Annotated in this window: 1 pseudogene; it reads right to left on the bottom strand. The window is 38.9% G+C overall.

What is annotated here, in order from left to right:
- Window positions 1–66: 66 nt before the first annotated feature.
- Window positions 67–298: pseudogene (locus C1G53_RS09595) on the bottom strand (cysteine desulfurase); the annotation flags it as partial.

Here is a 298-nt window from a genome sequence, read left to right as displayed (position 1 = left end):
CAGAATTTAGAAAAACACAAAAAAATAAGGATTAGGTGATTTTACTCACACCTAGTCCTTATTTCTTTATCCAAAAACCTTACCAAGTCGCTGACAGGCTTCTTCAATCATGTTGAATGGTGCTGCTACATTCAGACGTGCATGGTGCTTACCTTCCTTACCAAAGGTCAAACCATCATTCAAAATCAACTTCGCTTTACAATGAAGAATATCAAAGAGCTCCGCATACTCTAATTCATAGGCAGAAAAATCAAGCCAGATGAGGTAGGTTCCCTGAGGCTTCATGACCTTGATCCTT

The organism is Streptococcus suis (assembly GCF_002960445.1).
Classification (GTDB): domain Bacteria; phylum Bacillota; class Bacilli; order Lactobacillales; family Streptococcaceae; genus Streptococcus; species Streptococcus hyiners.
The sequence above is the reverse complement of the archived record's forward strand: the minus strand, read 5'-3'. Positions and strand labels throughout refer to the sequence as shown.